Origin of the sequence: Streptomyces sp. NBC_01478 (assembly GCF_036227225.1) — a bacterium.
In the GTDB taxonomy this organism is placed as follows: Bacteria; Actinomycetota; Actinomycetes; order Streptomycetales; family Streptomycetaceae; genus Streptomyces.
Genome location: NZ_CP109444.1, coordinates 1,225,323 through 1,250,703, shown reverse-complemented (window position 1 = coordinate 1,250,703; position 25,381 = coordinate 1,225,323). Strand labels below are relative to the sequence as shown.

17 protein-coding genes are annotated in these 25,381 nt (G+C 71.2%); 5 read left to right on the top strand and 12 right to left on the bottom strand.

Annotation, left to right across the window (positions count from 1 at the left end):
- Nucleotides 1-11: 11 nt before the first annotated feature.
- The 7 genes from OG223_RS05590 to OG223_RS05560 all read right to left on the bottom strand — a co-directional run bounded on the left by OG223_RS05590 (nt 12) and on the right by OG223_RS05560 (nt 9,073).
- The gene (locus OG223_RS05590; RefSeq protein WP_329265152.1) at nt 12-1,034 is read right to left on the bottom strand and encodes a hypothetical protein; all 1,023 of its coding nucleotides are present in this window, start codon (nt 1,032-1,034) and stop codon (nt 12-14) included.
- Nucleotides 1,035-1,140: 106 nt separating this feature from the next.
- The gene (locus OG223_RS05585; protein ID WP_329243222.1) at nt 1,141-2,793 is read right to left on the bottom strand and encodes a serine/threonine-protein kinase; all 1,653 of its coding nucleotides are present in this window, start codon (nt 2,791-2,793) and stop codon (nt 1,141-1,143) included.
- Nucleotides 2,794-3,104: 311 nt separating this feature from the next.
- Nucleotides 3,105-4,091 (bottom strand): aldo/keto reductase family protein, encoded by a 987-nt coding sequence (locus tag OG223_RS05580; RefSeq protein WP_329243219.1) that lies wholly within the window; start codon nt 4,089-4,091, stop codon nt 3,105-3,107.
- Nucleotides 4,092-4,310: 219 nt separating this feature from the next.
- Nucleotides 4,311-5,270: a pyridoxal-phosphate dependent enzyme gene (locus tag OG223_RS05575; RefSeq protein ID WP_329243216.1), complete on the bottom strand. Its 960-nt coding sequence runs from the start codon at nt 5,268-5,270 to the stop codon at nt 4,311-4,313.
- A 157-nt stretch (nt 5,271-5,427) separates the two neighbouring features.
- Nucleotides 5,428-6,105 carry an AIM24 family protein gene (locus tag OG223_RS05570; protein ID WP_200690002.1) on the bottom strand — a complete coding sequence of 226 codons (678 nt, stop codon included), beginning with the start codon at nt 6,103-6,105 and terminating at the stop codon, nt 5,428-5,430.
- Nucleotides 6,106-6,171: 66 nt separating this feature from the next.
- Nucleotides 6,172-7,620, bottom strand: coding sequence for a CAP domain-containing protein (locus tag OG223_RS05565; protein ID WP_329243213.1), 1,449 nt, complete (start codon nt 7,618-7,620; stop codon nt 6,172-6,174).
- A gap of 193 nt (nt 7,621-7,813) precedes the next feature.
- On the bottom strand, nt 7,814-9,073 hold the full coding sequence (locus OG223_RS05560; protein WP_329243212.1) for a serine hydrolase domain-containing protein: 1,260 nt from the start codon (nt 9,071-9,073) through the stop codon (nt 7,814-7,816).
- A gap of 309 nt (nt 9,074-9,382) precedes the next feature.
- Here OG223_RS05560 and OG223_RS05555 point away from each other — a divergent pair, with 309 nt between their 5' ends.
- Nucleotides 9,383-11,188 carry a M4 family metallopeptidase gene (locus OG223_RS05555; protein WP_329243209.1) on the top strand — a complete coding sequence of 602 codons (1,806 nt, stop codon included), beginning with the start codon at nt 9,383-9,385 and terminating at the stop codon, nt 11,186-11,188.
- A 76-nt stretch (nt 11,189-11,264) separates the two neighbouring features.
- On the opposite strand, the gene OG223_RS05550 is transcribed toward OG223_RS05555, so the two are convergent.
- The gene (locus OG223_RS05550; protein WP_329243206.1) at nt 11,265-12,008 is read right to left on the bottom strand and encodes a hypothetical protein; all 744 of its coding nucleotides are present in this window, start codon (nt 12,006-12,008) and stop codon (nt 11,265-11,267) included.
- A gap of 135 nt (nt 12,009-12,143) precedes the next feature.
- Between OG223_RS05550 and OG223_RS05545 the strand changes: the two genes are divergently transcribed.
- From OG223_RS05545 to OG223_RS05530, 4 genes are read left to right on the top strand one after another with little or no spacing between them, the layout of a single operon-like run.
- Nucleotides 12,144-13,316 carry an ROK family transcriptional regulator gene (locus tag OG223_RS05545; RefSeq protein ID WP_329243204.1) on the top strand — a complete coding sequence of 391 codons (1,173 nt, stop codon included), beginning with the start codon at nt 12,144-12,146 and terminating at the stop codon, nt 13,314-13,316.
- Between the two features lie 56 nt (nt 13,317-13,372).
- Nucleotides 13,373-15,172 (top strand): alpha-galactosidase D, encoded by a 1,800-nt coding sequence (locus tag OG223_RS05540; protein ID WP_329243201.1) that lies wholly within the window; start codon nt 13,373-13,375, stop codon nt 15,170-15,172.
- A gap of 22 nt (nt 15,173-15,194) precedes the next feature.
- Nucleotides 15,195-17,552: a glycosyl hydrolase family 95 catalytic domain-containing protein gene (locus OG223_RS05535; protein ID WP_329243198.1), complete on the top strand. Its 2,358-nt coding sequence runs from the start codon at nt 15,195-15,197 to the stop codon at nt 17,550-17,552.
- Complete coding sequence (locus OG223_RS05530; RefSeq protein WP_329243197.1) at nt 17,549-18,775, top strand: SGNH/GDSL hydrolase family protein; 1,227 nt, start codon at nt 17,549-17,551, stop codon at nt 18,773-18,775. The genes OG223_RS05535 and OG223_RS05530 overlap by 4 nt, the downstream gene beginning before the upstream one ends.
- 33 nt (nt 18,776-18,808) lie before the next feature.
- Here OG223_RS05530 and OG223_RS05525 read toward each other — a convergent pair whose 3' ends face one another.
- The 4 genes from OG223_RS05525 to OG223_RS05510 all read right to left on the bottom strand — a co-directional run bounded on the left by OG223_RS05525 (nt 18,809) and on the right by OG223_RS05510 (nt 25,326).
- Nucleotides 18,809-21,772, bottom strand: a complete 2,964-nt coding sequence (locus OG223_RS05525; RefSeq protein ID WP_329243194.1) for a helix-turn-helix transcriptional regulator — start codon at nt 21,770-21,772, stop codon at nt 18,809-18,811.
- Nucleotides 21,773-21,848: 76 nt separating this feature from the next.
- On the bottom strand, nt 21,849-22,199 hold the full coding sequence (locus tag OG223_RS05520; RefSeq protein ID WP_329243191.1) for a UBP-type zinc finger domain-containing protein: 351 nt from the start codon (nt 22,197-22,199) through the stop codon (nt 21,849-21,851).
- Complete coding sequence (locus OG223_RS05515; RefSeq protein ID WP_329243189.1) at nt 22,196-23,653, bottom strand: ATP-binding protein; 1,458 nt, start codon at nt 23,651-23,653, stop codon at nt 22,196-22,198. The genes OG223_RS05520 and OG223_RS05515 overlap by 4 nt, the downstream gene beginning before the upstream one ends.
- Entirely contained in the window at nt 23,650-25,326 is a 1,677-nt protein-coding gene (locus OG223_RS05510; protein WP_329243186.1) for an FAD-dependent oxidoreductase, read from the bottom strand. Before OG223_RS05510 ends, OG223_RS05515 begins: the two co-directional genes overlap by 4 nt.
- Between the last annotated feature and the right edge of the window lie 55 nt (nt 25,327-25,381).

The window sequence follows — 25,381 nt, the reverse complement described above, 5'->3', positions numbered from 1 at the left end:
CATGAGTACGGCTACTCAGCCGGCGTGGTGGTCTTGCGCAGCGCGGTGAGACAGGTGTCGATGGCCTGCTGGAGTTCCTCCAGACGCTGGACCATGTCGGCCTCGTAGAAGTCCTGGGCGTCGTCGAAGGTCAGTTCCTCGAAGGCCTTCGTGGCCTTCTGGAGGCTGCTGTAGAACTTCGTCCGCTTCTCCTGGACGCGCAGTTCGGGGTCGGCCTCCACCGTCTCGACGACCAGGTTCTTCATCGTGTCGTAGGCCTCGGTGGCCCACTCGCCGGTGTCCTCGCCGTCCTCCAGCTCGTCGAGCAGCGAGAGGTGCCGCTCGGCCTCCTGGCGTACGTCGAGGGGTGCGTCGACGGTCTGCCCGGCGGGGGTCTTGATCTGCCCCGACTCGGCGATCTGCCGGACGTAGCCGATCCGGTCCGCCGAGCGGCTCTCCGTCGCGACGGCCTTCTTCAGGTCGTCGGTGCGCACCACGTCGCGGGCCAACTCGGCCTGCAGCTCGGGGTCTTCACGCACTCGGTCCAGCAGCGCCTGCCGGGCCGCCCGCGCGGTGGACGGGTCGGCGAGGATCGCGGCGCGCAGCGCGGTCGGGTTCTCCGCGACCTCAAGTGCCTTGGTGGGACGGATGCCTTCGGCCTCGGCGGCCTCGGAGATGGCGGTGCCGCGCTCGGAGGTGGCGCTGGAACGGGAGACGTAGTAGTTCAACCACACGTCGGCGTCCGGCAGTTCGACCTCCTGGCCCGGGGCCAGCTCCTCGAAGTGCGGGACGAGACCGTCGTCCGCGGCCCGGTCCCAGGCCTTGTAGTAGCGCATGACACGCTCGGGGGAGCAGTCGGCGAGTTCGGCGAACTCCTTCGCGGACACCTTCGGCGTCTCTTCCGCGCTCTGCCCGCCGGGCCGTACGCTGCGCGCCACCTTGAGGCCGAAGGCCCAGCCACCGGTGCGGGCGTAGGCTCCGAACTCGTGCGCGTCCCGGGCGACGAGGCCGGCGTCGTCGAGGGCGGTGAAAGACGTCTCGGCCTGGTCGATCACTACGGTCAAGGCGGACTCTCCTGGGCTTGTGATGGGGCGTGGTACGAACAGGCAGCCTATATCCACCCATTGCCGCTGGTTTGAGCGCCCGGCCCTCGCGTCGCCGTCAGTTCGACGCCCGGCGGAAGGTCTTGAAGAAGGTCTGCAAGGCCTGGCGGTTGGCCGCGTCGTTCCATTCGTCGGCGGGCGTCGTCCACCGTAGCGAGAAACTGCGCCCGCCGCCGATCAGGAAACCGCGCCCGAGCGTACGCACCCGGGCGTCACCGGTCCCGGAGAGCCACTCCAGGTCGGCCGCCTTGTCGCCCTGGTACGTCGTGGCCTTGATGTCGCCGATCTGCTGGAAGCCCTCGGTCTGCTTCAGCCCCGGAAGGACGTCGTCCCGCCATACGGCGACCGGGTCCGGGCCTGCCTGAGTGCTGTACGTCACGGCCAGCGTGCGCGGGTCGCCCGAGGCGCCGAACGTGATCCGGTAGGCGTCGGACGCCTGTTGGGTCTCCACCACCTTCCAGCCCTTGGGGAGCGCGACGGAGAACCCCTGCGAAGCCTTGAACACGCGGAAGCCGGCCGGCAGCGCCGAGGCGGTGGGGGAGGGGGACGCGGTGACCGAGGGCGAGGCGGACGCGGAAGCGGCGGGCGAGGTCGGGGCCGTGGGCGAAGGCGTGGCGGACGGGCTGTAGGCGTGCCCGTCGACGTTCTCACCGGGGGTGGTGACCGAGGCGGAGGCCGAAGCGGTCGGGAGCTGCGAGGGGGTGGTCGCGGCCGAGGACTCGGTGCCGGGCAACTGGTGGGTGGCGGCGAGGACGGCGACCGTGACGGTGCCGACGGCGAGCGCGGTCCCGGCGGCCATGCCCCGCCCGCTCCAGGTGGTACCCGCCCCGCGCACGGCGTCGTAGGCCCGACGCAGCCGGGGCAGCGGGACCGGATCCCGGTCGGCGTACGGGTCGTCGTTGAGGATGCGGGTGAGGGACTCGCGGACCACCGGGCGGGTCAGCCGCTCCCGGGAGTCCTTGCGCAGCAGCCCCTGCACGACCTGCGCCAGCGGCCCGGCCCGCGAGGGTCCGCGCATCGGGAGCCGGTCCACGCCCTTCATGGTCGCCTCGGGGCGGCCCCGGTCGCGGAACGGCGGGTGTCCCTCGACCAGCGTGTAGAGGATCGCGCCCAGCGCCCACAGGTCGGCGGCGGGACCGATGCGCTCGTCCCGTGCCTGTTCGGGGGAGGCGTACGAGGGTGCGGTGATCCGCGGGGCGAGGGTGGCGCCCGCGAGTCCGAAGCCGGTGAGGACGACCCCGCCCCGGTCCCGCACGAACACCTGGCCGGGGCTGAGTTCGCCGTGGGTGATGCCCTCGCTGTGCGCCGCCTCCAGGATGTCGAGCAGTTCGAGTCCGATGCGGGCGGCCCGGACGTAGTGGAACGTGCCCTGCTGGGCGAGGACTTGGCCGAGCGGTGTGCCGTCGATCCAGTCGGTGACGGTCCACAGCGTGCCGGCCTCCTCGACGGCGTCGACGACCGGGGCGACCCGGGTGGGGCACAGCAGCACCATGACGTCGGTGGTGCGCCGGATGCCGTCGGTGATCCGGCCGGAGCTCTCCCCCTCCGGGACGGCGGGGAGGGCCACCTGCGTGAGGAGGCAGGGGCGTTCGGCGATCGTGTCCTCGCCGTACCAGGAGATCCGGTTGGTCTCGCGGTGGGCGACCTCCATGGGCCGGTATCTGCCGGCGACCGACTCGTGTACGGAGACGTGCGTGTCGACCATGGCCATCCCTCGCTGAACCCCGGGCTCTCACCTTTTCCAGAAGTACGGTGGGTGTGATGGGCAGCGTTCAATGGAAGCCCAATTCCCCGGTGTTTCTTGCCTTTTATTCAACGGCTCCGAGCGGATGTGCGAGAAAACCGAGTCGCGGGGGAGGTCCCAGGTCGACGCGCGTGTCCCGGGCCGGCCGAATTCGCCCGGGAGGCTTCCGCGGCGGAATAGCACGGCCCCGAGCTGGTGGTAACCAGCGGTAACGTTCGACTTTCCCGCCGCCGTGCCTCTGACCAGGCCCTCGGGTTGTGGCCGGGGTTCGTTTTGCGTCAGTCCCGGCCCGCCTTGGCGGTACCGCGCTCCGCGACCGGGTCGAGGAGGGTGTCGATGGCCCGCATGAGGTCGGCGTCCAGTTCGACCCCCGCGGCCTTGACGTTCTCGGTGACCTGTTCGGGACGGGAGGCGCCGATGATGGCGGCCGAGACGTTGGGGTTCTGCAGCACCCAGGCCACGGCGAGTTGGGCGAGGGAGAGCCCCGCCTGCTCGGCGAGTGGCCGGAGTTGCTGGACCCGCTCCAGGACGTCGTCCCGCAGGAACCGGCCCATGACGTCCGCGCCGCCCTTCTCGTCGGTGGCACGGCTCCCGGCCGGCAGCGGGGCGCCCGGCGCGTACTTGCCGGTCAGGACGCCCTGGGCGATGGGCGACCAGACGATCTGCCCGAGCCCGAGTTCCTCGCAGGTCGGCACGATCTCGTCCTCGATCACCCGCCACAGCATCGAGTACTGCGGCTGGCTGGAGACCAGCGGGATACGCAGCTCCCGGGCGAGCGCGTGGGCATCTCGGATCTGGTCGGCGGTCCACTCGGAGACGCCGATGTAGTGCGCCTTGCCGGAGTGGACCACGTCGGCGAACGCCTCCATGGTCTCCTCCAGCGGCACCGTCGGGTCGTAGCGGTGTGCCTGGTAGAGGTCGACGTACTCGGTCTGCAGCCTGCGCAGCGAGCTGTCGATCGACTCCATGATGTGCTTGCGGCCCAGGCCCCGGTCGTTGGGTCCGGGACCGGTCGGGAAGTAGACCTTGGTGAAGATCTCCAGGCCCTCCCGCCGCTCGCCCTTCAGTGCCCGGCCGAGCACGGACTCGGCGCGGGTCTGTGCGTAGACGTCGGCGGTGTCGAAGGTGGTGATCCCCGCGTCGAGTGCGGTCCGTACGCAGGCGAGCGCCGCGTCCTCCTCGACCTGGGAGCCGTGGGTGAGCCAGTTGCCGTACGCGATCTCACTGATCGTCAGACCGCTGCGGCCGAGTTTGCGGAATTCCATGGGGCGACTCTACGCAGGGTGTTGGAGCGGCAGTTGGATCAGTGCGGAGGGGGACGGTGGGGCGGGAGTGAGCAGGGGGAGGGTGTGTCTCCTGGGTCCTCGGCGTGAAGCAGGTGATCGCGCGACGCGAGGAATTGCCGGGGTCGCCCCCGCCGAGGGGTGAGGACGGACTCGTGGGATTCGTCAACAAGCCCATGGACGAGGCGTGTTGACGGGACGTCAGCTCAGTCCGAAGTCCGCCGCCCAGGCCGTGATGTCGCCCACCGTCGCGTTGCCCCCGCAGACCACGAGGCCGAGCCGGGCGTCGGCGCCGACCCGTTCCCGCACCTGCCGGGCGGCGGGCAGCAGACAGCCCGCGGCGGGCTCGGTCCACACCTTGGCGTGTTCGGCGAGGTCGAGACAGCCTTGTACGGCCTCCCGGTCGGGGACGATCAGCACCTCGGTGACGAGGGCCGAGACATGGTCGTACGTCAGTCGCGACACGGTCGGCGCGCTGAGCGTGGTCACGATCGACGACGGTACGACCGGCACCGGGCCGCCCGCCGCGAGCGCCGCGGACATGGCCTCGGCGCCCGCGGTCTCCACGCCCCAGACCCGGATTCCGGGCCGGCGGGCGTGCAGGGCGGCGGCGATCCCGGCGATCAGGCCACCGCCGCCGATGCTGACCAGAACGTCGGTGAGTTCACCGGCGTCCTCCGCGAACTCCAGCCCCACGGTGCCCTGTCCGGCGATCACCACCGGGTCGTCGAACGGGTGGACCAGGGTCAGCCCCTCGTCCCGCAACCGGCCCACCAGCTCGAACGCGCTCGGCATGTCGTCGGTCAGCCGCAGTGACGCGCCCGCCGCCTCCACCAGCGCGACGGACCGCGCGGGCGCCGAACGCGGCATCACCACCGTCGCCTTCACATCGAGCGCCGCCGCCATCACCGCGAGCGCGATCCCGTGATTGCCGCCGCTGACCGCCACCACCCCGGCCGCCGACTCGGCCGCGCCGAGCGACAGCAGCTTGGCCGTCGCACCGCGCGCCTTGAAGGAACCCGTGCGCTGCAACAGCTCCAGCTTCGTGGTGACCGGGACGCCGAGCAGCTCGGAGAGGCCGAAGCTGTCCAGGGTCGGGGTGCGTACGACGTGTCCGGCGATCCGCTCGGCGGCGGCTTCGATGTCCGAGATGCCGATCAAGGCAGTCATCCTTCCGGCACGGGGACAGGTGACCCGTGCCGGAACGACCCTGACTCGGAAAGGACGCGCAGGTCAACACGTTTCGGAGATCGCGGCGCGCCGGGAACTCCGGCAGGGGCCGCGGGGGGTCCGTCGCGCGGACCCGACCGCGGGGACCTCAGTGCTGCTGCGCCTTCTGCGGCGTCTCCTCGCTGGGCCGCACCACGACGAACCCCTCGCCCTGGAGCATGAGTTGGACGGCCTCACCGGAACCGCCGCGCAGCATCGAGCCGATGGACTGCGAACGGTGCAGCGAGGTCTGGAGATGGGCCGACCAGCCGACCACCGCGTCCGTGTCGACGAACACCGGGTACTGCGGCGAGACGGGTATGACCAGCGGGTTGCCCTCGCAGACCAGACCCAGCTTGCCCTGCCCGGTGAAGACGCTGTTGAAGAGACCGCCGCCCGCGATGCCGGAGCCCTTCACCGTCTTGATCGAGTACGACAACGAGGCGTCGAAACACAGGACGTTGCGGCCGTTGACGGTGAACTCGTCACCGGGGTCGATCTCGACCACGAAACAGTTCTGCGCCTCGTGCGCGAACCATGCCTCGCCCTGCCCGCGCACCACCATCAGCGGCAGCCCCTCACCGGTGACCGCGCGCTTGAGCATGCCGCCCACGCCCTGGCCCTTGCGCTCGAACTGGAGGTTGCCGCGGTAGGCGATCATCGCCCCCTGGCGGGCGAGCATCTCGCCGTTGACCGCGTACCTGATGCACTTGGCATTCTCGACGGTCATGCCCGGCGCGGTGGCCGGCTGCACCATGTGCTCACTGGAAAACAGATCACCCTTCATGCGGGCATCCTGACCCGGAAGATCTCATTCCGCCAAGATCGTGGACGCGTTGACCGCGCCCGGCTCTCAGGCGCCGAAGAGTTGCGTCCAGTACGTCCCCATCTGTCCGCCACCCGCGAAGCCGATGCCTATGTGGGTGAAGTCCGGTTTGAGGATGTTGGCGCGGTGGCCCGGGCTGTTCATCCAGCCCTGCACGACCTCGGCGGGCGAGCGCTGACCGCAGGCGATGTTCTCCCCGATCGTGCGCCGGCGCGAGCCCGCCGCGGCGGCCCGGTCCCAGGGCTGGGAGCCGTCCGGGGAGGTGTGCGAATAGAAGGCGCGGGCCACCATGTCGGTGCTGTGCGCCTGCGCGGCGGCGGCCAGCAGCGGGTCTACGGCCAGTGCGCGCAGCCCGGCCCTGGCGCGCTCCGCGTTGGTCAACTCGACGACCTTCGCCGCCGTGTGGGCCAGGTTGCCCGAGGTGAGCGGCCTTGCCCACAGCGCCGTCCAGTACACGTCACCGGAGCGGGGGTCGACGGCCTGGGCGAGCCCCGCGTGCGTGAAGGCCCGCTCCAGCAGCGTCCGGCGGGGCTGTTCGGTGCGCAGGCAGTAGTCGACGAACCCGGCGGCCGTGCGCGGGCCGGAGACCAGGTGCTCGCCGATGGTGAGGTAGGTGTAGCCGGCCCGGACGACACGCTGGTACACGGAGATCCCGTCGCGGCTCTCGGCGCCGAGGTGCCCGGCGGCGGCCATGCCGCTGACGTGGGCCTGCGCGGCGGAGGCGAGCCGGGGATCGAGGGAGACGGGTGGGCAACCGGCGTCGGCGCGCGCCGAGTTGGCGAGAGCAAGGAAGTCGGTGGGGCCGGGCCCTGATCCATGGCCGGGCGCTCGTGGTGCCGTGGCGGGACCCCCGACTCGTGCGGCAGCGCCCGGCGTTCGCGTCGTAGTGGCGGAGCCCCTTCCTCGTGGGGAGCGGGGCGTACCCGGCCCGGCCGAGCCCGCTCCTCGTGCGGGAGCGGTACCGGTACCGGGAGCGGAGGCGGTACCGGGAGCCGGGTCCTCGGCGATGTCCACGCCGAAGTCCCGCGCCACTCCCGCGAGTCCGTCGGCGTACCCCTGCCCCAGCGCGCGCAGCTTCCAGCCGGTGCCGCGTCGGTAGAGCTCGGCGAGCAGCAGGACGGTCTCGCGCTGGGGGCGTGGTGGGGTGAACCGGGCGAGGGGCCGGCCGCCGGCGTCGGTGACCTGGAGGGTGGGTGCGGGGAGGCGGCCCAAGGGAGTGCCGGGCTCGGCGGGGCTGACGGCGATCGTGACCCGCGCGGCGCCGGTGCGCAGCCGCCCCGGGTCGACGGTCAGGGCGTCTCCCCGCAGACGCGCTCCGGGCGCCGCCGGCTGGTTGTAGAACACGAAGTCCGCGTCGCCGCCGACCTTGCCGCCCTCGTCCGTGATCAGCGCCGACACGTCGAAGGGACCGGACACCCGCAGGGTGAGGGCGCCGCCCGGCAGGGGCAGATTGCCGCCCTGCGTCAGCTCGTTCATGGCACCGCCCTCGCTGTGCGTGCCCGATGGGGCCCGGTGTCGCCCGGTGGGGGACTTCGCTGTCCCCTCAACGTGCCACCGGGGCAAGCGGGTTCCCGCACGACGTCCCGCCGGGGGCAGGTGGCTTCCCGCACGACGCGGCGCGGGGCCGGAGAACGATGCCCTCCGACCCCGCGCCCCGCGTGAGACGCCCTCAGTCCCGGGCGACCCCCGGCGCGATGTCCTCGTGGGCCACGCGCCGTTCGGTGACGTACGAGCCCCGGCCGGTGAGCGGCGAGCCCTGGATCGCCCGCGTCTGCTTGCCGCAGAACGCCGCCTCCAGGGTGCCCGCCATCGTGTTCAGCACCGTGCCGTTGTTGGAGGTGTTGGCCAGTGCGGTGAGGCTGCGGCGGCCGTCCTTCGACGTGAAGGAGTAGGTGTAGAAACCCTGGACCGCGCCCGTGTGGCCGTACACCGAGACCCCGCAGGACAGATCGCGGCGCCGCAGTCCGAGGCCGTACCGGGTCGTGCTGTTGACCGGGGTCCACCGCTGCATCTGCGCGAGTCGGGCGGCGGAGGTGAGCCTGCCGCCGAGCAGTGCGGAGAAGAAGGTGTTGAGGTCGCGGGTGGTGGAGATGACCGCGCCGGCGCTCTGGGCCCAGGAGACCGTCTGCTCGGTGGCGTCGACCAGCGGCGCGCCCGTGCGGTCCGGGGTGAGATAGCCGTGGGCGTACCGGCCCGGGATCTTCGTCGACGGATGGACATAGAAGGTGTCGCGCAGCTTGAGCGGCTTGATGATGCGGTCGCGGTACGCGGTCCCCACGGAGTGGCCCGTCAGCTTCTCTATGAGCATCCCGGCGACCACGAAGTTGGTGTTCGAGTACGCGTAGGCGGCGCCCGGCGCGTTGGTGCGCGCGTGCTTGAGCGACAGCCCCACCAACTGCCGGTAGGTGAACACCTTGTCGCGTACGGCCTCGAAGCCGGAGACCGAACTGGCGAACATGGAGTTCGTGTAGTCGTACAGACCGCTGCGGTGGCTCAGTACGTGGCGCACGGTGATCCGCCGGTCGGGCAGCAGGCCGGGCAGGTAGCGGTCGACCGAGGCGTCCAGGTCCAGCTTGTGGGCGTCGGCCAGTTGGAGCAGGACGACGGCCGAGAAGGACTTGGTGACGCTGCCGATGCGGAAGCGGTCGGCGTTGCCGATGGCCCGGCGGGTCGTGCGGTCGTCGATTCCCGCGGCGGCCGTGCGGACGGTTCCGTGGTCGTCGATGCGGGCGATCGCCCCGGGCGCGCCCTGTGCCGTCAGCGTGCGCAGTACGGCACGGAGGCCCGTCAGGTCGGGGGCCGGAAGCGCGGCCGTACCGCTGGTTGTCGTGGTGTCCGGTTCGTGGGGCGCGGCATGTGCCGGTACCGCAGTGAGCGCCAGCAGTGCCGCCGTCGCCGCCGTGGCTCTGCGCACCGTTCTTGTGACCATCCGGTCCTCTCCCGTTTTTTCGCTGTATGCGAGATCGATCACAGTCGCGCGAGGCAACCTTCTCGCGGCCCGTCACATCTCCACAGGTGTCGCACAGTTGGTCACTCGCTGATCACCGAGCGATGTGGATTCGCAAAGTATTGCCATAAAGCGATCGAAAATCGTTTATTTCGGCTTTACATGCACATGGCGTATCCGTCAGGGTTTCGGCTCGGGGCCCGACCAGCCCCCGGGTGCGGTGCGTTCAACCGCGCCCTGTCTCAAGGCGGTTGGTGATCCCGACCGTCTCGTACGGAGGAGCCCTCATCCATGCGTGGATCCCACATACGCAGCCTGGCGGTCGCCGTCGCGGTGACGACGGCCGCCACGGGCCTGGCCGGAACGGCCTTCGCGGGACCGGCCACGGGGGCGGATTCCGCTGCGGCAGCGACCGGCACGGGCACCGGCGCCGCGTCCGTCGTCACGGCCGCGCGTGCCGCCGCGTTTGCACACGCGTCGGCGACCGGTGTCACGCGGGGCGATGAACTCCGGGCCCAGGACGTGCTGATCGACCCGGAGGGCGCACGGCATGTGCGGTTCATCCGCACGCACCAGGGCATGCCGGTCCTCGGCGGCGATCTCGTCGTCCATCTGTCCCACCAACTGGCCTACACCGGCGTCACCCGGGCGGCCGACCACAGCGTCGCGCCCGCCACCACGCAGGCTCGGCTGACGGCCGATCAGGCCCAGGCGAAGGCCGCCGCCGTCGGCAAGGGCGACGCGGGCACCGCCGAACTCGTGGTGGACGCCCGGAGTGGGGCGGCCGCGCTCGCCTACCAGGTGCCCGTCAGCGACAGCGCCACCGCCGAGGCCGCCGGCACCCGCACGGTCGTCATCGACGCCGTCACCGGCACGGTCCGCAGCAACGCCCCCGACAGCGACGAGTTCCTCTCGCCCAAGCTCCTCGACGCCCTGCGCGAGCGCGGCGAGACCCTGGACCCCGCCACCGGCACCGCCGTACAGCCGAAGTCCCTCACAGCAGCCGCAGTCGCGGCGCGCGCGGTCCACTACCCGGTCACCGCCTCGGGCACCGGCACCTCCCTCTTCGTCGGCAAGGTGCCGCTGACCACCACCCGCACGGCGCGCACCAGTTACCTGCTCAAGGACCCGACCCGCTGGGGCACCGAGACCCGCGACGCCAAGGGCCAGGAGCTGGAGAACTTCGCGCAGGGCAAGAAGTTCACCACCACCACGAACAAGTGGGGCAACGGCGCCGTCGCGCACCGCGACAGCGCCGCAGTCGACGCCCAGTACGGCATCACCAAGACCCTGGACTTCTACAAGAAGACCTTCGGCCGCAAGGGCATAGAGAACAATGGCAAGGCCGCCCGCGGCATGGTCCACTTCGGCAGGAAGGTCGCCAACGCGTTCTGGGACTCGACCTGCGACTGCATGCTCTACGGCGACGGCGACGGGGACATGTTCAAGAAGCCGCTCGTCGTCCTCGACGTGACGGGGCACGAGCTGACCCACGGTGTCGTGGACGCCACCGCCAAGCTGGAGCCCACCCGCGTCGACGCGGACGGCAACCAGTACGGCGAGGCGGGCTCACTGAACGAGTCCCTCGCGGACATCTTCGGCTCCAACGTCGAGTTCAGCGCCAACAACGCGAAGAACCCGCCGAACTACCTGATCGGCGAGAAGCTCGGCCTCGCCCAGAAGTTCCTGCGCCGCCTCGACCACCCCTCCCTCGACAAGCTCGAAGGCACCGTCGACTACTGGTCGCCCCAGACGTACGACGCCGAGGTGCACGCCGGCTCCGGTGTCTCCTCGCACGCGTACTACCTCCTCGCGGAGGGCAGCGGACGCAAGACGATCGGCGGCTTCGCCTACGACTCGCCCACCTACGACGGGTCGACCGTCACCGGCATCGGACGGGCGAAGGCCACGGCGATCTTCTACCGCGCGCTGACCCGCTACATGGTGTCCACCACCGACTTCCACGACGCGCGCCTCGCGACGCTGAAGGCCGCGGCGGACCTCTACGGCGCGAACAGCGCGGCGTACCGGACCGTCGACCAGGCCTGGGCCGCCGTGAACGTCACGGTCGCCAACACCCCTGCCGCCAGGCACTGACGACCGTCCGGGTGCCCTGCCACGAGCGGGGCACCCGGACACCCGGTCTCCTCAGACCCCCAGACACGCGGCCTGCTCAGATCCACTGCTTCTCGACCTCCTCGGACACCGTGAACACGGCCTCGCAGGAAGGGCAACTCGCCTTCCCGAACACATAGGTCAACGCCTTCGCGACCTCCGCCTGCCCGAACTCGACCGCCTCGCCGTGCAGTCGCGCACCGATGCCGTGGAGTGCGTCGGGTGCGGCCGGTATCAGCTCCGTCCGCCCCTCCGTGTCAGCCTCCTTGCCCGTGCCGGTCACATAGTCGCCGGCCGAGGTGAAGACGCCGTACGAGCCGAACGCGACGAACAGGCCCTCCTCGCACTCGGGGCACCCCACGTCGTACTCCTCGCTGTTCACCCCTTCCAGCGCCTCGGCCCACATCCCGCCGTCCTCGAAGGCGAGCACGGCCATCTGGAGGTACACGAAGGTGTGCGCGTCCTGCGCCGGGTCGGCTCGCAAACGCCGTGCCACATCGAGGAGTTGGGCTGTCTCGCGCGCGTACCGCGCCCGGCACTCCTCGTCCGGGTCCGTGGTGATCAGCCCGGCCATGGTGACCGCCTGTATCGGCCCGCCCGGCGCCCGGCCCAGCGCGATGTCGGTGAGCACCGGCAGCGCCGCCCAGCTCGCGTCGTACACCGAGCCCTGGTGGCACAGCGACCCCCACAACTCCTGCCACACGGCCTCGTCCTCGCTGCCGCCGAGGCGCGCGAACAGCCCCGGGACGTTCTCGGCGCTGCCGTAGGCATGGGTCAGGCCGGACCAATCGATCGTCGTCATAGGGCGATTGTGCCGCCCGGCGCTGACAACGAGGCCTCGGCAGGCATCAGCTCCGCTCAGGCGACTCACAACTTGGCTTCGACAAATCCTGCTTCTTTTATTGACGACGGAAAAGAAGGGATCTAGGTTCCCGCCATGCGCTCGATCCCCCGTACCGAGTCGTTTCCGGCCCACACGCCGGCCGTCTCACAGGTCTTCACGACCGTGCTGTCCCACGGCCCCCTCACCCGACTCGAGGTGGCCCGCCGGGCAGGGCTGTCCGCGGCCGCCGTGACCAAGGCGGTCCGGCCGCTGATGGAGGCCGGGTACCTGGCGGAGGGCGCCGACCAGGACGCGCCCCCGGCACTCGGGCGGCCCGCGAACCTCGTACGGGTCGACGGCGGACGGGCGTTGTTCATCGGGGTCAAGGTGACCGGCGACGAGATCATCGGCGTCCTCGCCGACCTGTGCTGCCGTATCCGCGTCGCCCGCCATGTGCCGCTGACCGACCACGACCCCAAGGCGGTGCTGTCGTCGATCGCGGACCTGGCCCAGGAACTCCGCACCGAGGCCGACGACTTGGGCATCCAGGTGCTCGGCCTCGGCCTCGCGGTCTCCGGAGACGTGGACCGCGGCGAAGGGGTCGTCCGCTACTCGCCGTTCCTGGAGTGGCGTGACGTACGCCTGGCCGAACTGGCCGCCATGACAACGGGGTTGCCGGTCACCGTCGACAACGACGTACGGGCGCTGACCGTCGCCGAGCAGTGGTTCGGCGCCGGCGCGGGTCTCACGGACTTCGCCGTGGTGACCGTCGGCGCGGGCATCGGCTGCGGACTCGTCGTGCACGGTCAGGTCGTCGCCGGTGCCCACGGCGTGGCCGGGGAGATCGGGCACGTGGTCGTCGACCCCGCCGGACCCCTGTGCCACTGCGGCAACCGCGGCTGCGTCGAGGCGATCGCCGGGGACGCCGCGATCGTCGCCCGCGTCCGCGAGGTCACCGGCGTCCAAGTCGCCGACACCGCCGAGGCGTTGGCCCTCGCCCACCGGGGCGACGCCGGAGCGCGCGAGGTGTACGCGCGGGCCGGTGAGGCCATCGGCCGGGGCATCGCGACCGTGGCCAACCTGCTCGGCCCCGAACGCGTGATCATCTCCGGCGAGGGCCTGGCCGCCTACGACCTGTTCGCCGAGCAGATCCGTGACTCCTTCACCGCCGCCGCCTTCGGTTCCGCCGCCCGGTGCGACGTACAGACCCGCCCCCTGCCCTTCGACGAATGGGCGCGCGGGGCCGCCGCCACCGCGATCCAGTCCTTCATCCGAGCCGCCGACTAGCCCGCACGACCACATTCCCGCCTGTCACACTCCTACCCCGCACGAGGAGCCCGACGATGTACTCCCTCACGCCTGTCCGCGCACTGAGAGCCATGGTGGTCCTGGCCCTCACCGCCGGCTTCGCCACCTCCTTCCCCGCCGCACGGGCGGCCACCCCCACGGTGGACCCGGCCCCGGCCGTCGCCGCCAAGCCCTTCATGGGCTGGTCGAGTTGGAGCATGCAGTCGTCCAAGTACCCCGGCCTCAACCCGGACGGCGACTACAGCTACCTCACCGAGGCGAACGTCACCAAGCAGACCGACGCGCTCGCGAGCAAGCTGAAGAAGTACGGCTACGACTACCTCAACATCGACGCCGGCTGGTGGATGGACAAGACCTGGAAGTCCGGCTACGACCAGTACGGACGCCAGAAGGCCGACCCGGTCCGCTTCCCCAGCGGCATGAAGGCCGTCGCCGACCGCATCCACTCCAAGGGCCTCAAGGCCGGCATCTACCTGCCCGCCGGCCTGGAGAAGGGTGCCTACGGCGACGGCAAGACGCCCATCTGGAACGCCGACGGATGCACCACCGCCGACATCGTCTACAGCGACCTGCGCACCACCAACGGCTGGGACAGCGCGTACAAGATCGACTTCTCCAAGCCCTGCGCCCAGAAGTACATCGACTCCCAGGCCCAGTTGATCGCCGGCTGGGGCTACGACTTCCTCAAGCTGGACGGGGTCGGTCCCGGCTCCGGAAAGAGCGGCGACCAATACGACAACGTTGCCGATGTCGCCGCCTGGAACAAGGCCATCACCGCCACCGGTCGCCCCATCCACCTGGAAGTCTCCTGGTCCCTGGACTACGGACACGCGGCCGACTGGCAGAAGTACTCCAACGGCTGGCGCATCGACACCGACGTCGAGTGCTACTGCAACACCCTTGTCACCTGGGAGAACTCGGTCGACGACCGCTGGGACGACACCCCCGCCTGGACCGACAAGGCGGGCCCCGGCGGCTGGAACGACCTCGACTCCCTCGACGTCGGCAACGGCGCGATGGACGGCCTGACCAAGGCGGAGCGCCAGAGCTACGCGACCCTCTGGGCCGTGGCCAAGTCCCCGCTGTTCACCGGTGACGACCTCACCAAGCTCGACGACTACGGCCTCTCGCTGCTCACCAACCGCGAGGTCATCGCCGTCGACCAGAGCGACGCACCGCCCGCCCGCCCGGTCACCCCGTCCGACGCCCAGCAGGTGTGGGCCGCGAAGAACCCCAACGGCACCTACACCGTTGCCCTGTTCAACCTCTCCGACTCGCCCGCCGCCGTCTCCGCGAACTGGGCGACCCTCGGCTTCACCGGCAAGGCCGCCGTCCGCGACCTCTGGAACCACGAGGACCTCGGCACCTACACCAACAAGGTGACCCAGGCCCTGCCCGCCCACGGCTCCCGCCTCTTCACCGTCACCCCGCGCGGCAGCGCCGTCACCCTGACCGGCTACGAGGCCGAGGCCGCCACCAACACCCTCAGCGGCAACGCCAACATCGCCGACTGCTCGGCCTGCTCCGGCGCCCACAAGGTCGGCAACCTCTACGTCGGCGGCAAGCTCACCATCAACAACGTCGTCGCCGCCAAGGCGGGCACCTATCAGGTGAAGATCGCCTACGTCAGCGGCGACTCCCGCTCGGTGAGCATCTCCTCGAACGGCAACGGCGCCACCAGCCACAAGTTCCCGTCCACCGGCGACTGGGGGACCGTCGGGACGGTCAGCGTGCCGGTGAGCCTGAAGGCGGGCGCCAACACCATCACCTTCGACAGCGGTTCGGGCTACGCGCCGGACATCGACCGGATCGACGTGCCCAACTCCTCCTCCTGAGCCGACCTTTTCGGAGACCGCCATGTCCAGTGCACTGCCCGACCTGCCCAGACGCAACCTGCTCGCCCTCGCCGCGGCCACCGGCGCACTCGCCGGCCTGCCCGCCTTCACCGCCTCGGCCGCACCGCAGCGGCCGGCCAACACCTCGTACAGCAGCGGTACTTCACTCAACACCCTGTGGTGGCAGGCCCCCGCAGGCGACACCTCGATGATCGAACAGGGCCTCCCCGTCGGCAACGGCCGGCTCGGCGCCCTCGCCGGCAACGACCCCGGCCACGAGGTCCTCCTGATCACCGACGCCACGATCTGGACCGGCGGCCTCAACGGCACCCTCGACTCCGACGGTCAATTCCCCTACGGCCGCGCGGACTTCGGGTCCCTGACCCTGCTCGCCCGGCTCACCGTCGACATCCCCGACCACGACCTGGGCGCCGTCAACGGCTATCGCCGCACCCTCGACCTCGACCGGGGCGTGGTCGGCGCGTCGTACGTCCGCTCGGGAGTGACGTACAAGCGGGAGGTCTTCTCCAGCGGCCCCGACGACGCGATCGTCCTCCACTTCTCCCAGAGCGGAGGCGGACGCTACACCGGCACCGTCACGCTGGAGGGAACGCACGGCGAGGCCGCCGCGCTCTCCTTCGGCGCCCAGTTCGCCAACGGGCTGAAGTACGGGGCCGCCGTCACCGCGTACGGCAGCGGCGGCAAGGTCACCGTGACCGGCGCGCACATCGAGTTCTCCGGGTGCAAGGACCTCACCGTGGTGGTGAGCGGCGGCAGCAACTACGCGCCGGACGCCGCCCGCGGCTTCCGCGACCCCAAGCTCGACCCGCAGAAGCTCGCCCGCACCAAGGTCCGCGCCGCCGCCGAGCACTCGGCCGCGACCCTGCTGAGCACCCATGTCGCCGACTACCGGGCCGCGTTCGGCACGTTCGAGCTCTCGCTCGGCACGTCGTCCGACGACCAGCGCGCGCTGGACACCTGGGAGCGGATCCAGGCACGCCACACGAGCGGCGACCCCGACCCCGAACTCGAGGCCGCCTACGTCCAGTTCGGCCGCTACCTCATGGTCTCCGGCTCGCGCGGCAGTCTGCCGATGGGCCTCCAGGGCCTGTGGCTGGACGGCAACGACCCGGACTGGATGGGCGATTACCACACCGACATCAACATCCAGATGAACTACTGGATGGCCGACCGGGTGGGTCTGTCCTCGTCCTTCGACGCCTTCACCGACTACTGCGTCGACCAACTGTCGTCCTGGACCGACCTCACCCAGCGGCTGTTCCAGGACTCCCGCAACCGGTTCCGCAACACCAGCGGGAAGGTCGCCGGCTGGACCGTCGCCTTCTCCACCAACCCCTATGGCGGACTCGGCTGGTGGTGGCACCCGGCGGGCAACGCCTGGTTGAGCAACAGCCTCTGGGAGCACTACGAGTTCACGCACTCCCGCACCCACCTGGAGAAGATCTACCCCCTCCTCAAGGGCGCCTGCGAGTTCTGGGAGGCGCGGCTGATCACCACCACCCTGGACAACGGGAAGGAGGTGCTGGTCGCGGACCACGACTGGTCGCCGGAGCACGGTCCGCAGGACGGCAAGGGCAACACCTACGCCCAGGAAGTGGTGTGGGCCCTGTTCGGCAACTACGCGGCGGCTTCGGCGGAGTTGAAGCGGGACAGCGGGTTCGCGAGCACGATCTCGGGCCTGCGCAGGCGTCTGTACCTGCCCGAGGTGAGCCCGAAGTCCGGCTGGCTGGAGGAGTGGATGTCGCCCGACAACCTCGGCGAGACCACCCACCGCCACCTCTCCCCGCTGATCAACCTGTTCCCCGGTGACCGCATCCGCCCCGACGGCTCCACCCCGAAGGACATCGTCGACGGCGCGACCGCCCTGCTCACCGCGCGCGGCATGAACAGCTTCGGCTGGGCCAACGCCTGGCGCAGCCTGTGCTGGGCCCGCCTCAAGGACGCCGACAAGGCCTACCAGTTGGTCGTCAACAACCTCCGCCCGTCCGAGAACGGCACCAACGGCACCGCCTTCAACCTCTTCGACATCTACGAGGTGGAACAGGGCCGCGGCATCTTCCAGATCGAGGCCAACTTCGGCACCCCGGCGGCCGTGACCGAGATGCTCCTGTACTCCCGCCCGGGCCATCTGGAACTCCTGCCGGCCCTCCCGGACGCCTGGGCCGAGTCCGGCTCGATCATCGGAGCGGGCGCCCGCGGCGGCTTCGTCGTCGACCTGCGCTGGAAGGACGGCAAGCCCACCGAGGCGAAGATCCGCAGCGTCGGCGGCCGCACCACGACCGTCGCCTACGGTGGCAAGACCCGCACCGTGACCGTCAAACAGGGCGGATCCGTCACGTTGAAGGACTTCGCCCGGTGACGGCCCGACGGGCACGACTGCGCCGTACGGCCGCACTCCTCCTGTTCGCCGCCGCCTTCCAGGCCGGACCCGCTCACGCACAACCCCAGGCACCGGCGCAGGTGAAGGCAGTGGACAACCCGAGCTCCGTCATCACCTGGGGAGCGAGCGCCGACCACCTGGGCGACGGCGTCGCCGACCGCGGCTACCGGCTGATCGTGCACACCAGTGTCGCGGGCAGCGAGCTGCGGATCCGGCTCTCCAACGCCTTCGGCGACCGGCCGCTGACCTTCGACAGCGTCTACGCCGGGGTCCAGAAGACGGGCGCCGCGCTGGTGCCCGGCTCCAACCGGCGGCTGACCTTCGGCGGCGAGCGGTCGGTCACGATCCCGGCGGGCGCGGTCGCCTACAGCGACCCGCTGTCCGGCAAGGTGCCCGCCGCGACCAACCTCGTGGTCAGCATCCACTCCCCGGACGCGGCGGGCCCGGCGACCGGCCACGGCATGGCCATGCAGACGTCGTACGCCACCCAGGGCGACCACACCGGCGAGGAGGGCGCCACCGCCTGGACCGACACCACCGGCTCCTGGTACTACCTCGACGCCGTCTCCGTACGGCCGAGCGCGGGCACCGGCGCGGTGGTCACGCTCGGCGACTCCATCACGGACGGCTGGGCGTCCACCACGGACCAGAACCGGCGCTGGCCCGACTACCTGGCCCGACGGCTCCAGAAGTCCGACACGGCCGTCAAGGGCGTGGCCAACGAGGGGATATCCGGCAACAAGGTCCTCGCCGACGGCGCCGGGCAGAGCGCCCTCAACCGGCTGCAGCGCGATGTGCTGTCCCAGCCCGGCGTCCGCACCGTGTTCCTCTTCGAGGGCGTCAACGACATCAAGGCCCACTCCGGCGTCACCGCCCAGGACCTGATCGCCGGCTACCGCGAGATCATCGAGCGGGCGCACGCGGCCGGGAAGTGTGTCGTCGGCGCCACCGTCGGACCGTTCAAGGGCTGGCCCGAATGGGACGCGGCGGGCGAGGCGGTACGCCAGGAGGTCAACCAATTCATCAGGAGCAGCGGGGAGTTGGACGCCGTCACGGACTTCGACCACATCCTGCGCAGCCCCTACGACCAGGAGAGGATGCTCCCCTTCTTCGACGGCGGTGACCACATCCACCCCAATGACAAGGGGATGGCGGCCATGGCCGACGCCGTCGACCTCAAGAGCCTCGACTGCGGGAAGTGAGGCTCGGGCGAGTGAGGTTCAGGGCAGTGAGGTTCAGCCGGACGCCGTGGCCTCCGGGGTGATCAGACCCTGGCGGTAGGCGATCGCCACCGCCTCCGTACGGCTCGCGGCGCCCAGCTTCGCGAGGATGTTGGAGACGTGGACGCTCGCCGTCTTGCCGGTGATGAACAGCTCCTCGCCGATCTGGCGGTTGCTGCGGCCCAGCGCCAGCAGCCGCAGCACGTCCCGCTCGCGGGCCGTCAGCGGCGAGGGGCGGTCCCCGGCATCCGGCGCCGGGTCGCCCAGACGGCCACGGCGGATCAGCGTGTCCAACCGCGCGAGCAGGGGAGTGGCGGCGAGCCGGGCCGCCGTCTCCCGGGCGGCACGGGCCTGGGCGGCCGCCTCCTCACGGCGGTCGGCCGCCAACAGGGCCTCGGCGTACCGGAATTGGCAGCGCGCCCGTTCGTAGACATCGCCGTAGCCGAACGCGGCCACCGCCTTGCCCCAGGCCTCGGCGTCCGGCCCGGCGGCCGCCCGTATCCACTCCGCCTCGGCGCGGGCCAGCCACGCCTGTCCTTCCGGCCCCTGGGGTCGGGCGGCGCCACCCGCGCCGGCCACGGACCGGGCGAGCTCGACGAGTTCCGTCGCGGTGTCCGTCCAGCGGCGCACTCCCGCCTCGTCGCCGGTCGACCGTAGCGCGACGGCACGGTCGGCGACCGCGGCCAGGGTGAGGGCGGCGAGCCGGACCGTGAGATCGGGACGGCACCCTGAGTCGTCGGTGAGCGCGGCGACCGCGGTACGCATCTGCTCCACGGCCGCCTCCGCATCGCCCCGGAAGGCGCCCGCGTCGATCAGCGCGATGCCCGCCACCATCGCGGCCATCCAGTCGAACGGCCCGTCCAGCAGGGCCCGGGCTCGCTCCGCCGCCTCCAAGTCGCCGCGCGCCAGCGCCACATACAGCGCGGGCCCCATGGTGAAGCCGCCCGCGTGCGGCAGCACGTCCGCGTCGCTCGCGGCGGCCTTCACACACTCGTCCCAGCGACCCAGCGTGTACAGCACCAGGAGCTGCAGATAGCGCATCTCCAGCGGATACGGCGACGAGAGCAGTCCGGCGCGACGGGCCCGGTCCAGCCCCTCGGCGAGCCAGGGCAGCGACTCCTCCAACTCGCCGGACTCGAAGCTGCCGATGGCGAGGTGGAACAGGGCGCGCATCTCCACGGGCACGTGCCCCGCCTGCCGGGCCAGCTCGCGTGCCTGCGCGAGGCGCTCCCGGCCCTCCCTGGTGCGCCGGCCGCCCCTTTCGAGCGTCGCCAGCGAGATCAGCAAGTCGGCCCGGGCGTCGGTCAGTTGGAGTTCCTCGGCGGTGCGCAGGGCCTGGCGGGCAACCCGCAGGGCGGTCTCGTCGTCGCCGACCTGACGCGCCGCCAGCACATGCGTGGCCGCCGCCCACACCCAGGTCCGCGAGGGCGGTTCGGCGGGGATCATCGCCAGGGCCTCGCTGCTGTAGGCGAACGCGGCCGTGAGGCTGTCGACGCCCATGAGATTGTCGGCCAGCGTGTACCGCACCCGGGCGGCCAGCTCGGAGTCCGTGTCCTGGCCGATCCCGGCGAGCGCGGACCGGGTGAGGGAGACCGCGCGGTGCGCGTCCCCGGCGTGGGCGGCCGCGGCCGAGGCGCGCAGGGTGAGGGTCACACTGCCGATGCCCTCGCCCGACGGCCGGGCCCCCGGGTCGACCGACGACCACAGATCGAGAACGGTTTCGAGATGCCGTAGCTCCTCGGCGGGCGCGCCCACCCGCTGGGCGTGGTCGGCGGCCTCCAGGGAGGCGGCCAGCGCCTCGGCGAGGTCGTGGCTCTCGCGGTAGTGGTGGGCGCGCTCCGCCGCGCTCTCGGCCGGGTGCCCGCGTCCGGCGAGGAGGCGGGCGAACGAGCCGTGCAGCCGGGAGCGCTCGCCGGGCAGCAGGTCGGCGTAGACCGCCTCGCGGGCGAGGGCGTGCCGGAAGGAGTACGTGTCGCCGTGCCAGGGGACCAGGAGCTGCCGCTCGACGGCCTCGCGCAGCGCCGACTCCAGCTCGTCCTCCGGGAGTCGGACCGCGTCCCGCAGCAGGTCGTACTCGACGCGGCGGCCCGCGACGGCGGCGGTGCGCAGCACCTGCTGGGCGGTGTCGGAGAGCTGCTCGAAACGGATCAGCAGCACGTCGGCGAGACCGCTCGGCACCCCGCCCGCCTCCAGGTCGGTCGCCGCGAGCAACTCCTCGGCGTAGAAGGCGTTCCCCTCGGCGCGCTCGACGATCCGGCGGACCGTGCCGTCCGGCACCGGACCCGTGCGCAGCGCGCGCACCAGCCGGGCGACCTCCGCGTCCCCCATGGGACGCAGCTCCAGGCGCTCCACGGCGGGCAGCCGCACCAGCTCGGCCAGCAGGGGCCGTAGGGGATGGCGGCGGTGGAGGTCGTCCGCGCGGTACGACGCGAACACCGCGAGGCGGTGGGCGGGGGCGCCGCCCGCCGGGCGCTGGAGGATGCCGCGGCTCAGCAGGAAGCGGAGCAGGTCGCGGGAGGACTGGTCGGCCCAGTGCAGGTCCTCCAGGACCAGGAGAAGGGGCGCGATGTCGGAGAGGTCGGCGAGCAGACCTGCGATGCCTTCGAAGAGCCGCAGCCGGCCGCCCGCGTCCCGGGCCGTGTCCGCACCGGCGCCGAGCAGCCGGTCGACCACCGGATGCGCGGCCAGCGCGGGGGCGAAGCGCTCGTCGGCGGCGAGGACCCCGAGGACCTCGGTGAACGGGAGATACGGCAGACCGACGTCACCGAGGTCCACACAGTGCCCGGTGAGGACCGTCGTCCCGGCGCCCGCGGCCCGGCCCGCGATCTCGTCCAGGAGCCGGGTCTTGCCGACGCCCGCGTCCCCGGCGATCAGCACCGCCCCCGCCGTACCCGCGCGGGCGCGCTCCAGCACACCGGCGAGGCGGGCGACTTCCTCGTCCCGGCCGATGAGCGGCGCTGCTGCTACGGATTGCGACACGCCCCCATCCTGGCACGCGCCACCGACAACGCACCTGGCCGCCGGGCGGGAGACGGCCCCCGCCCGGCGGGCCGGTTCAGCGCAGGGTCTCGGCCCAGTTCGCCGGCACGCGGCCCGCGGGACCCGGCACCGGCTGGTCCTTCGGGTGGCTCACCGGGGCGGCGAGCTCGGGACCGGAGTCGTACAGCTCGGAGGTGGTGAAGTTCCAGAACCAGTCCTCGCCCGGCTCGTAGCTCTGGATGAACGGGTGTCCCGTGGACTGGTAGTGGGCCGTGGCGTGCTTGGCGGGGGAGTCGTCGCAACACCCGATGTGACCGCACTGCGCGCACCGCCGGAGATGGAACCACCAGCCCTGGGCCGCGTCGCACTCCACGCACCCGGCGCCGCTCGGCGGGACCTGGGGGTCGATTCCGGTGATGTCGCTCATGCGGACTCCTCGGGCGTCTCGTTGTCGACGGCGGTGAGGGGGAGCAGGACCTGGAAGCGGGTGTCGCCCGGCACCGACTCCACCTGGAGCGTGCCGTGGTGTTTGTTGACGACGATCCGCCAGGAGATGTCCAGACCGAGCCCCGTGCCCTCGCCCACCGGCTTGGTGGTGAAGAACGGATCGAAGATACGACTCCGGATCTCCTGCGGCACACCGGGCCCCGTGTCACGGAACTCCACCATGAGCTGATCACGCACCAGCGCCGTCCGCACCGTCAACGTGCCTTCCCCGCCCGCGCTGTTCATGGCGGACACCGCGTTGTCGATCAGGTTCGTCCACACCTGGTTGAGCTCCGCCGGATAGGCCGGGATCTTCGGGAGCGTACGGTCGTACTCCTTGACGACCTTGATGCGGTCGCCGACCTTCCCGCCGAGCATCAGCAGGGTGCTGTCGAGGAGTTCGTGCACATCGGCCACCTGGTACGGGGCGCGGTCCAACTGCGAGTACTGCTTCGCGGCGCCGACCAGATTCGAGATCCTGGTCGTCGAGTCCTCGATCTCCGTCATCAACAGCTCTGTCTCGACCGTGTAGTTGAGCCAGCCGATCGCTCCCGGCAGGATCTCCTCGTCCACGGCCGCCGCGACCTGGTCCAGCCAGTCGACGTCCAGACCGGCCTGCACGAACGTCGGCGCGATCTGCCAGGACTCCGTGACACCGTGGCCGTCGAGCCAGTCCGTGAGTTCGTCCTCGCGGTCCGAGGCCTCCAGCGGGCTCAACGTCTGCGCCTTGGCGACGCGTTCGGCCGTGCGCTCCTGGATGTCGATGAGGTTGGCGAGGTCCTCGCGCGAGTACGGGCCGGAGGAGATGACGCGGAGCTTGTGCCGCATCTTCGCCACCCGCTCCCGCAGCGTCGAGGTGGCCCGGACGGCGGCGGCCGCCGGGTTGTTGAGTTCGTGCGTCAGCCCGGCCGACAACGAGCCCAGCGCCAGCAGCCGTTCACGCTGACTGATCGCCAACTGGCTGCTCTTCTGGCCGAAGAAGAGCCCCTCCAGCAGATGGACCGCCATCGGGAACCACTCGCTCATGATGGCCGCGAACGTCTCGGCGGGCAGCACGAAGAACCGCGTCGGCTCCGTCACCCGCATCGAGTTGAGGTACACCTGCTGCACCCGGTCCCCGATGTAGGCCTGCATCGCGCCCGTGTACACCCCGCGCTGCGAGGTGCGCGCGACCTCCACGTCGTCCTCGCCGACGCGGCGCGACAGCACCACGGTGCCCTCGATCATCACGTAGAAGCAGGTCGCGGGATCGCCCTCGGTGTAGACGGGCCCGGCCTCGAACTGCTCCACCTGCCCGTCGCAGCACAGCCGGCCGAGCTGCTCCGGCGTCAGCTTCTCGAACAGGAACAGCGTGCCGATCTCCTGCGGGCTGCAGGGCAGCACCTTTCCGCTCATGACTGCTCCAGGTAGCGGTGGACGAGCATCACGGCCATGGCTCCCTCTCCGACGGCGGACGCGACGCGTTTCGCGGACTCGGCGCGCGCGTCGCCCGCCACGAACACGCCGGGAATGTTGGTCTCCAGGTGGTACGGCGACCGGTCCAACTCCCAGCCCGCGGGCGGCTTTCCGTCCGGAGCGAGGTCGGGCCCGGACAGGATGAACCCGCGCTCGTCGCGCAGCACCGCGCCGTCCAGCCAGTCAGTCAGCGGAGCCGCGCCGATGAACACGAACATCCACTGCGCGTCGACGAGTTCGGTCGTCCCGCTCTCCGTGTCGCGCAGGGTGAGCTGCTCCAGATGGTCGGAGCCGTGCGCGGCGTCGACGACGGTGCCGGTGCGCACCGAGATGTTCTCCGCGTCGTTGATCTGCTGGATCAGGTAGTACGACATCGACGCGGCCAGCGAAGGACCGCGCACCAGCAGGGTCACCGACTTGGCGCCCTTGGCCAGGTACATCGCCGCCTGCCCCGCCGAGTTGGCGCCGCCGACGATGTACACGTCGTGCCCCTGGCAGGAGGCGGCCTCGGTCAGCGCCGAGCCGTAGTAGACCCCGCAGCCCGTCAGATCGGGCGTGCCGGGCGCCTGCAACTGGCGGTACGACACACCGGTCGCCAGGATCACGGCGTGCGCGGCGACCGCCGAGCCGTCCGCGAACCGCACGATCCGCGCCGAGCCGCTGGCCTCAAGACCCGTCACCTCGCGCGCGGTGAGGATCTCGGCGCCGAACTTCGAGGCCTGCCGCCGCGCCCGCTCGGTGAGTTGGGCCCCGGACACACCGTCCGGGAAGCCGAGGTAGTTCTCGATCCGCGAACTCTGCCCGGCCTGCCCACCGGTCGCCGACCGCTCCACGAGGACGGTCCGCAGCCCTTCGGAGGCCCCGTACACGGCCGCGCCGAGCCCGGCGGGCCCGCCGCCGATGACGACGAGGTCGTAGAAGTCGGCCGTGGGCGTGGTCGCGAGCCCCACCTCCGCGGCCAGTTCCGGCGCCTCCGGCTCGACCAGCACCGTCCCCTCGGCGGTGATGACGAGCGGCAGCCGCTGCCCGTCCTCCCCGGCGGCGGACAGCAGCCGCAGCCCCTCCGGGGTGTCCGCCGAGTACCAGCGGTACGGCACCTGGTTGCGGGCCAGGAACTCCCGCACGTCCGAGGAGCGCGCCGACCAGCGGTGCCCGACCACCTTCGTGGCGGGCACGGGCCGGAAGTCGCTGGTGCGCCACGCCTCCAGGAGGTCGTCCAGGACCGGGTAGAGCTTCTCCTCCGGCGGGTCCCAGGGCTTCAGCAGATAGTGGTCGAGGTCCACGACGTTGATCGCGTCGATCGCCGCGTCCGTGTCCGCGTACGCGGTCAGCAGCACCCGGCGAGCGCCCGGATAGACGTCGAGTGCCTGCTCCAGGAATTCGATGCCGTTCATCTGCGGCATGCGGTAGTCCGCCAGGATCACGGCGACGAGATCCCCGCGCAGCTTCAGCTCGCGCAACGCGTCCAGCGCGGACTCGCCGGACTCCGCACGCACGATCCGGTACGACTCGCCGTAGCGCCGCCGCAGGTCACGGGCGACGGCACGGGAAACTCCCGGATCGTCGTCCACGGTCATGATGACGGTCCGCGCGGCTTCGGCGGCCTGTGCCATACGTCTCCCACCCCGAGTGGTCGGCTTCACGGCACGGCGGCGCCGTTGTCACCGC